Origin of the sequence: Streptomyces sp., from assembly GCF_031178505.1 — a bacterium.
Classification (GTDB): domain Bacteria; phylum Actinomycetota; class Actinomycetes; order Streptomycetales; family Streptomycetaceae; genus Streptomyces; species Streptomyces gulbargensis.
In genome coordinates this window covers 1-7,442 of record NZ_JAPSIW010000316.1, presented here as the reverse complement: position 1 = coordinate 7,442, position 7,442 = coordinate 1, and the positions used below count along the sequence as shown (strand labels likewise).

Annotated in this window: 7 protein-coding genes; 5 read left to right on the top strand and 2 right to left on the bottom strand. The window is 72.6% G+C overall.

From position 1 onward, the window contains the following. Positions 1 to 1,055 (top strand): GGDEF domain-containing protein (locus RIF68_RS20385; protein ID WP_309052725.1); only part of this gene is annotated, 1,055 nt, incomplete at its 5' end. A gap of 141 nt (positions 1,056 to 1,196) precedes the next feature. Then, a complete protein-coding gene (gene hutH, locus RIF68_RS20380; protein WP_309052726.1) occupies positions 1,197 to 2,738 on the top strand; it encodes a histidine ammonia-lyase in 1,542 nt (513 codons plus the stop codon). A 106-nt stretch (positions 2,739 to 2,844) separates the two neighbouring features. Here the strand turns inward: hutH and RIF68_RS20375 are convergent, their stop codons facing one another. Then, on the bottom strand, positions 2,845 to 3,120 hold the full coding sequence (locus tag RIF68_RS20375) for a hypothetical protein (protein ID WP_309052724.1): 276 nt from the start codon (positions 3,118 to 3,120) through the stop codon (positions 2,845 to 2,847). Between the two features lie 109 nt (positions 3,121 to 3,229). Here RIF68_RS20375 and RIF68_RS20370 point away from each other — a divergent pair, with 109 nt between their 5' ends. Both RIF68_RS20370 and RIF68_RS20365 read left to right on the top strand, forming a co-directional pair. Continuing rightward, the gene (locus RIF68_RS20370; RefSeq protein WP_309052723.1) at positions 3,230 to 3,577 is read left to right on the top strand and encodes a hypothetical protein; all 348 of its coding nucleotides are present in this window, start codon (positions 3,230 to 3,232) and stop codon (positions 3,575 to 3,577) included. A 261-nt stretch (positions 3,578 to 3,838) separates the two neighbouring features. Next, on the top strand, positions 3,839 to 5,104 hold the full coding sequence (locus RIF68_RS20365; RefSeq protein WP_309052722.1) for an Ig-like domain-containing protein: 1,266 nt from the start codon (positions 3,839 to 3,841) through the stop codon (positions 5,102 to 5,104). A 112-nt stretch (positions 5,105 to 5,216) separates the two neighbouring features. Here RIF68_RS20365 and RIF68_RS20360 read toward each other — a convergent pair whose 3' ends face one another. Beyond that, a complete protein-coding gene (locus RIF68_RS20360) occupies positions 5,217 to 6,086 on the bottom strand; it encodes a helix-turn-helix transcriptional regulator (RefSeq protein WP_309052721.1) in 870 nt (289 codons plus the stop codon). Positions 6,087 to 6,216: 130 nt separating this feature from the next. Between RIF68_RS20360 and RIF68_RS20355 the strand changes: the two genes are divergently transcribed. Continuing rightward, positions 6,217 to 7,260 (top strand): NAD(P)-dependent alcohol dehydrogenase, encoded by a 1,044-nt coding sequence (locus RIF68_RS20355; protein WP_309052720.1) that lies wholly within the window; start codon positions 6,217 to 6,219, stop codon positions 7,258 to 7,260. Positions 7,261 to 7,442 lie beyond the last annotated feature (182 nt).

The following is a 7,442-nucleotide window of genomic DNA, read 5'->3' as shown; positions in this document are numbered from 1 at the left end:
GGGCGGCGGCGCTCGGCGCGGGCGACGGGCTCGACGGCACCTTCGCCGCGCTGTCGGTCTGGGAACGGGACCACGGCCGCCTGAAGGTCCTGGTGAACGCCGGGGAGCGGGCCGAGGGCGAGGAGGAGTTCCCGGACTCGGAGACGTACCCCGTCCATCAGTTCCCGGAGATCACCGAGTTCCTGCACGAGCAGTGGGCGGGCGGGGGTGAGCCGGACGCCTGGGTGGAGACCGCCGAGGCCCCCCTCCCGACCAGCCGGGTCCTGGCCCTGCGGCGGCGCGGCCGGGGCAGCTGCGTCGTCGCGCCGATCGTGCTCCACGGGCGGGCGTGGGGGGAGCTGTACGTCGCCCGGCCCGCCGGGGCGAAACCTTTCGCCCGGGCGGACGCGGACTTCGCCACCGTCCTCGCGGCGGTCGTCGCGGCCGGGATCGCGCAGGCGGAGCGGCTGGAGGAGGTGCGGAAGCTCGCCTTCACCGACCCGCTCACCGGCCTCGCGAACCGGCGCGCCGTCGACACCCGTCTGGACGAGGCCATCGAGCGCTACCGGGCGGACGGCTCCGTCGTCAGCCTGATGGTCTGCGACCTCAACGGCCTCAAGCGGGTCAACGACACCCACGGCCACGCCGTGGGCGACCGGCTCCTCGAACGCTTCGGCTCCGTCCTCTCCCGCTGCGGCGCCCGGCTCCCGGGCGCGCTGGCGGCCCGGCTCGGCGGCGACGAGTTCTGCCTGCTGACGGTCGGCCCGACGGCGGACGAGGTGGTCGCGGTCGCCGAGGAGCTGTGCGTACGGGCGGCGGAGCTGGAGCTGGGGGAGGGCGTGGCCTGCGGCGTGGCGTCCACCGGCGACCCCATCGGCCCGCTCAAGTCCGCCCGCCGCCTCTTCCGCCTCGCGGACGCGGCCCAGTACCGGGCCAAGGCGGCCCGCTCGGCCAAGCCGGTCGTGGCGGGCCGCGACGGCACGGTCATCCGCCTCGCGGACACCCCGTCCCCCTCCCGTGACCGCCGCCGCTTCCGCGACGCCCCGACGCTCGACCTCCCGCCCGAGCAGCCGTGAGGGCGCGCGCGGCGGGGTCCCGCGCGGGCCGGCGGGCCGCCTCGTCCCCGACCCGCCGGTAAGGACCCCGGCCGCTGCCGGGCCGTGACACATCGCCTAGTGACATGTCGGTCTTCAATCCGTAGGGTGCTGAATATGGATATGCAGACAGTCGTCCTCGGCACGTCCGGCACGACCCCGCAGGACGTCATCGACGTCGCCCGTCACGGCGCCCGCGTCGAGCTGTCGCCCGAGGCCGTGCAGGCGCTCGCCGCCTCCCGCGCCGTCGTGGACGCGCTCGCCGCCAAGCCCGAGCCCGTCTACGGGGTCTCCACCGGATTCGGCGCGCTCGCCACCCGGCACATCAGCCAGGAACTCCGCGCCCAGCTCCAGCGCAACATCGTCCGCTCGCACGCCGCCGGCATGGGCCCGCGCGTGGAGCGCGAGGTCGTACGCGCCCTGATGTTCCTGCGGCTGAAGACCGTCGCCTCCGGCCGCACCGGCGTCCGCCCCGAGGTCGCGCGGACCATGGCCGACGTGCTCAACGCCGGCATCACCCCGGTCGTGCACGAGTACGGTTCCCTCGGCTGCTCCGGCGACCTCGCGCCGCTCTCCCACTGCGCCCTCGCCCTCATGGGCGAAGGCGACGCCGAGGGCCCCGACGGCACGGTCCGCCCCGCCGGCGAGCTGCTCGCCGAGCACGGCATCCGCCCCGTGGAACTCAAGGAGAAGGAGGGCCTCGCCCTCCTCAACGGCACCGACGGCATGCTCGGCATGCTGATCATGGCCCTCGCCGACCTCGACACCCTCTACAAGTCGGCCGACGTCACCGCCGCCCTCTCCCTCGAAGCCCTCCTCGGCACCGAGAAGGTCCTCGAACCCGAGCTGCACTCCATCCGCCCCCACCCCGGCCAGGCCGCCTCCGCCGCCAACATGCTGGCCGTCCTCAAGGGCTCCGGTCTCACCGGCCACTTCCAGGCGGGCGAGGCCCCCCGCGTCCAGGACGCGTACTCGATCCGCTGCGCCCCGCAGGTCGCCGGCGCCGGCCGCGACACCCTCGCCCACGCCCGGCTCGTCGCCGAGCGCGAGCTGGCCGCCGCCGTCGACAACCCCGTCGTCCTCGAGGACGGCCAGGTCCGCTCCAACGGCAACTTCCACGGCGCCCCCGTCGCGTACGTCCTCGACTTCCTCGCGATCGCCGCCGCCGACCTCGGCTCCATCGCGGAGCGCCGCACCGACCGGCTCCTCGACAAGAACCGCTCGCACGGCCTGCCGCCCTTCCTCGCCGAGGACGCCGGCGTCGACTCGGGCCTGATGATCGCCCAGTACACGCAGGCCGCCCTGGTCAGCGAGATGAAGCGGCTCGCCGTCCCGGCCTCCGCCGACTCCATCCCGTCCTCCGCCATGCAGGAGGACCACGTCTCCATGGGCTGGTCCGCCGCCCGCAAGCTGCGCACCGCGATCGGCAACCTCAACCGGATCATCGCCGTCGAGCTGTACGCCGCCAGCCGCGGCATCGAACTGCGCGAGGGCCTCACCCCGGCGCCCGCCTCGCGGGCCGCCATCGACGCCCTGCGCGCCGCCGGCGTCCAGGGCCCCGGCCCGGACCGCTTCCTCGCCCCCGACCTGGCCGCCGCCGACGCCTTCGTCCGCGAGGGCCGTCTCGTCGCCGCCGTCGAGCCCGTGACCGGCCCCCTGGCCTGACCGTCCGGCCGCGGCCGGGACCCGTACCCGCCCGCGTGCGCGAAGGGCCGCCCCCGATCCCCGGGGGCGGCCCTCCGTCGTACGGTGACGGCCTCGGCCGCGCCGGTCAGGAGGCCCGGCCGCGCCGGTGCATCGCCAGCGCCACGAAGCCGGCGCCCACTCCCAGGAACCCGGTCCCGCCCAGCACGTACGGCATGGTGTCGAGCCCCCCGGTCTCCGCCAGGCGCGCGCCCCCCGCCCCGGAGCTCTCGTGGTGGGTGCCGACCCGCACCCCGCTCCCGCCCCGGTCGTCGGTGGCGTTGGCGGACGGCACGAACCACAGGGCGCAGAGCAGCGTCCCCGCGGCGGTGGCGGTCAGCAGTGGGCGTCGAGCGGTGGACACGGAGTGTCGATCCCCCTTGCGGAAACCGAGGAAGAGGCGGTGCGCCGATGCTAGTGAACACAGCGGGTCGTGGGAAAGCCGAGGCCTCCCCGGACCTACGCTCCGGTCCATGAGTACTTCCGAGACAGCACGCTATGTACGTCTTCGTGTCGACGTCGTCCTGGAGATCAGCGGCCCCGCCGAGCTGACCGAGGCCGCCGAGGGGCGGATCGACGCCGACGAGTTCATGCCCGAGGAGGAGCGCGTCCACGCCCGCTCCGCCGTTCAGGAGGACAGCGCCGAGGCCCTCGCGTACCTCGTCGAACCCTTCGAGCTGATCCGCGACGTCCCCGGCATCGAGATGGTCCAGGCCTCCTGGAGCAGCGAGGAGATCGACTACGACCCCGATGCCCTGGAGTGGGACCTCGGCGAGGAGGATGCGGACGACGAGGACGACGAGGACGACGACCGCCCCTGAGGACCCCGCACCCGCCCCCGGGCGGGCAGGGCCCTGACCGCGAGGCCCCGGGACGGCGTCCCGGGGCCTTCCCGTGCCCCGGCGCCGCCGCCCGGTCCGCGCGGGGAACCACCAGCCGCGCGGGCGCGTGTCGGCCAGTGGTGTTCCATGGGTCTCCGTGGGGTTCCGCGGGGAGCAGTGGCGTTCCCCACACCCCGGCCGGTTTTGGAACCGGACGGGGTGTGATGCGTGTTTTACAGAGTTGACAGGGAATCGGCGACGATGGAGAAGCGTGTGATGACGGACGGCAAGCGGCGCAGGAGCCTGGCGGCCGCGGCCGCGGTGCTCAGCGGCGTGTTGGTGCTCTCGGCGTGCAACGACGGCGACAAGGACGGCGCCTCCGCTCCCACGACCCCTCAGTCTCAGGCCGAGATCGACGAGGCGGCTGCCCAGAAGACCTCCAAGGCGCAGATCACCATCTCCCCGGAGAGCGGTGCCCAGAACGCGTCGATCAACAAGGACGCCAAGGTCACCGTGGCCCAGGGCAAGCTCACCGAGGTCACCATGACCTCCGGGGACGGCAAGGCGGTCAAGGGCGAGATAGCGGCCGACGGACTGAGCTGGAAGCCCACGGAGCAGCTGGAGCGCGCGACGGTCTACAAGATCGCGGCGACGGCCGTGGACGCGGAGGGCCTGGAGGCGCACGAGAACTCCTCCTTCACCACGGTGTCCAAGGCCAACAGTTTCATCGGCAACTTCACCCCGGAGGCCGGCTCGACCGTCGGTGTCGGCATGCCGGTCTCGATCACCTTCAACAAGGAGATCAGCGACAAGAAGGCCGTCCAGAGCGGCATCTCGGTCTCCTCCAGCTCCGGCCAGGAGGTCGTCGGCCACTGGTTCAACTCCCAGCGGCTCGACTTCCGGCCCGAGAAGTACTGGGCCGAGGGGTCGACCGTGACCCTCAAGCTGAACCTCGACGGCGTCGAGGGCGCGGAGGGCGTGTACGGCGTCCAGCAGAAGACGGTCACCTTCAAGATCGGCCGCAACCAGGTCTCCACCGTCGACGTCGCCACCAAGACGATGACGGTCACCCAGGACGGCAAGACGGTCAAGACGATCCCGATCTCCGCCGGCTCCCCGGAGAACCCGACCTACAACGGTCAGATGGTGATCTCCGAGAAGTTCAAGGAGACCCGGATGAACGGCGCCACCGTCGGCTTCACCGACTCCGACGGCAAGGGCGAGTACGACATCAAGGACGTGCCGCACGCCATGCGCCTGTCCACCTCCGGCACCTTCATCCACGGCAACTACTGGGGCCCGGACTCGATCTTCGGCTCGTCGAACACCAGCCACGGCTGCGTGGGTCTCAACGACGTCAAGGGCGCCGGCGACCCCAACCAGATGGCCGCCTGGTTCTACGACCGCTCCATCGTCGGTGACGTCGTGATCGTCAAGAACTCCAAGGACAAGACGATCGCCCCCGACAACGGCCTCAACGGCTGGAACATGAGCTGGGCCGACTGGAAGGCCGGCTCGGCCCTCTGACCCGTACCGGAAGTCCGTAGCGGCACCGGCGTCGCGCCGCCCGCGGCGCGCACCACGGCGAAGGCCCCCTCCGCACCGGAGGGGGCCTTCGCCGTTCCCGCGCCCGCGCACCTCACTCCCGCGCGGCCCCCGCCGGCTCCTGCGCGCCCCACTGCGCGAGCAGCCGCAGCGCGTCCGCCGACGCCGAGCCGGGCTCCGCCTGGTACGTCACCAGCATCAGGTCCGGATCGTCCCCCGCCACCTTCAGCGACTCGTACGACAGCGTCATCTCGCCCACCAGCGGATGCCGCAGCACCTTCGTCCCGTGCCCCTTGTCGGTCACCGTGTGCGCCGCCCACAACGAGCGGAACTCCTCACTGCGCACCGACAGCTCGCCCACGAGGGCCAGCAGCTCCGGGTCGTCCGGGTAGCAGCCCGCGTACAGCCGCAGCGCGCTCACCACCTCGATGGCCTTGCACTCCCACCCCACGTACAGGTCCCGGGCGTTGGGGTCCAGGAACACCATCCGGGCCATGTTCCGGTCGTGCGGCTCCCACGTCTCCAGGTCGCCGAAGACCGCCCGCGCCATCCGGTTCCACGCCAGGATGTCCAGGCGCCGCCCGAGCAGCAGCGCCGGCACCTCCGTCATCGCGTCCAGCAGATGCGCCACCCCCGGCCGCACCCGCTGCGGACGGGCGATCGCCGCCCGCTGCCGCTTCTTCACCGTCGGCTTCGCCAGGTGCGTCAGATGGGCCCGCTCCGTGTCGCTCAGCCGCAGCGCCCGCGCGATCGAGTCCAGGACCTCCATGGACACGTTGCGCCCGTTGCCCTGCTCCAGGCGCGTGTAGTACGCCACCGACACACCGGCCAGCTGCGCCAGCTCCTCCCGGCGCAGCCCCGGCACCCGCCGGTGCCGCCCGAACTCGGGCAGCCCCACGTCCTGCGGCTTCAGCCGGGCACGCCGGGACCGGAGGAATTCACTGAGTTCGGCACTGAGGTCCATGCCTCCCAAGTATCGCCGCCGCACGCCCGCCGCCGGGCGTACGATCCTGACCCTGCCAGTGGTAGGCACGCCGGTCGTAGGCAGAACAGGTGGCTGGGTGACGTCGTACGACCCCGGCAGGCTCGTCCCCATGACCACGCACGTTCCCGCTTACGCCGCCCCCGCCGCCCACGCCCCCCTGGAGCGCACGACCGTGCCGCGCCGGGCCGTCGGCGAGCACGACGTCCTCATCGAGATCAAGTACGCCGGCATCTGCCACTCCGACATCCACCAGGCCCGCGACGGCTGGGGCGAGGGCATCTTCCCGATGGTCCCCGGCCACGAGATCGCCGGCGTCGTCGCCGAGACCGGGTCCGGCGTCACGAAGTTCCGGGTCGGTGACCGCGTCGGCGTCGGCTGCTTCGTCGACTCCTGCCGCACCTGCGAGTACTGCCTGCGGGGCCTGGAGCAGTACTGCGAGCGCGGCGCCACCGGCACGTACAACGACCACGGCAAGGACGGCGAGCCCACCTACGGCGGCTACTCCACCCACGTCGTGGTGGACGAGAACTACACCCTGCGCATCCCCGAGGGCATCGCGCTGGACGAGGCCGCCCCGCTGCTCTGCGCCGGCATCACCCTCTACTCGCCGCTCGTGCACTGGAAGGCGGGGCCCGGCAAGAAGGTCGCGATCGTCGGCCTCGGCGGCCTCGGCCACATGGGCGTCAAGATCGCCCACGCGCTCGGCGCCGAGGTGACCGTCCTCAGCCAGTCGCTCAAGAAGCGGGAGGACGGTCTCCGGCTCGGCGCCGACCACTATTACGCCACCGCCGACCCGGCCACCTTCGAGACGCTCGCCGGCACCTTCGACCTCGTCGTCTCCACCGTCTCCGCGCCGCTCGACCTGAGCGCCTACCTGAGCCTGGTGAGGACCGACGGGGCCCTGGTGAACGTCGGCGCCCCCGAGGAGCCCGTCTCGCTCAACCTCTTCTCCCTCATCAACGGCCGCCGCACCCTGGCCGGATCGATGATCGGCTCCATCGCCGAGACCCAGGAGATGCTCGACTTCTGCGCCGCGCACGGCCTGGGCGCCGAGGTCGAGGTGATCTCCGCCGACCGCGTCAACGAGGCCTACGAGCGGGTCCTCGCGAGCGACGTGCGCTACCGCTTCGTCATCGACACGTCGACCATCTGAGGCGGTCCCGCAGGGGCGCCCGGCGGGACCGCAGGGGCCGGGTACGTCGTGCGGGCCCGGCATGAGGACGACCGCCGGGGCATGACCTCCGGGGTAATCGACCCCGGAGGCCGTGTCCCGGCATGCTCGTGCCATGACCGCATACGCGATAGCGAACCTGCAGCCGTCCGGCGAGCCCCACG